The following is an 827-nucleotide window of genomic DNA, read 5'->3' as shown; positions in this document are numbered from 1 at the left end:
GCACCTTATAGGCGAGCTTCTCGCCTGGAACAATAAGCGAACGACCGCAACTGCCTCATCCTGACATCAGGCGCACGGCCAAAGACCCCGGCCGTGTGTCGCCGCTTCAGACCGGATTGTTGAAAGTATCGCAGTCCGAAAGCTTGCCGCTCTTGTAGCCGCGCGCCAGCCAGGTCTGCCGCTGCGCCGAGGTGCCATGGTTGAAGCTTTCCGGAACGACATAGCCCTGCATCTTCTTCTGCAGCGTGTCGTCGCCGATCTGCTTGGCGGCATTCAGCGCGCTTTCCATGTCGCCCTGTTCGAGAACGCCCTTCTGCGCTGTGTAGTGAGCCCACACGCCGGCGAAGCAGTCGGCCTGGAGCTCGACCCGCACCGACATCTGGTTGGCCTCGGCCTCGCCCATGCCCTGCCGCATCTGGTTGAACTTCTGCATGATGCCGGTGAGGTTCTGCACATGGTGGCCGACCTCATGCGCAACCACATAGGCCCGCGCGAACTCACCCGAGGCGCCGAACTGCTGGTCGAGCTGCTGGAAGAAGGTCATGTCGAGATAGACCTTGTGGTCACCGGGGCAATAGAACGGCCCCGCCGCGGAGGAGGCAAAGCCGCAAGCCGAGCGGATCTGGCCGCTGAACAGCACGAGCTTTGGGTCCTCATAGGTAAGGCCGTTAGCCTTGAAGATGCCGGTCCAGGTGTCCTCGGTTTCGGCAAGCACCGTCGCCACGAACTGCTTCATTTCATCCGAAGCGGGTGCGCCGGTGCTGTCCTGCGAGCCGCTGTCGTCCGTGATCTGGCCGCCGCCGCCCGGTACCAGACCGCCGCTGCCG

1 protein-coding gene is annotated in these 827 nt (G+C 63.2%); it reads right to left on the bottom strand.

Annotated features, from left to right (window positions below):
* Nucleotides 1-106: 106 nt before the first annotated feature.
* Nucleotides 107-827 (bottom strand): neutral zinc metallopeptidase (locus tag EOA29_RS38435; protein ID WP_127222517.1); only part of this gene is annotated, 721 nt, incomplete at its 5' end.

Origin of the sequence: Mesorhizobium sp. M1E.F.Ca.ET.063.01.1.1, assembly GCF_003998155.1 — a bacterium.
Classification (GTDB): Bacteria; Pseudomonadota; Alphaproteobacteria; order Rhizobiales; family Rhizobiaceae; genus Mesorhizobium.
The sequence above is the reverse complement of the archived record's forward strand: the minus strand, read 5'-3'. Positions and strand labels throughout refer to the sequence as shown.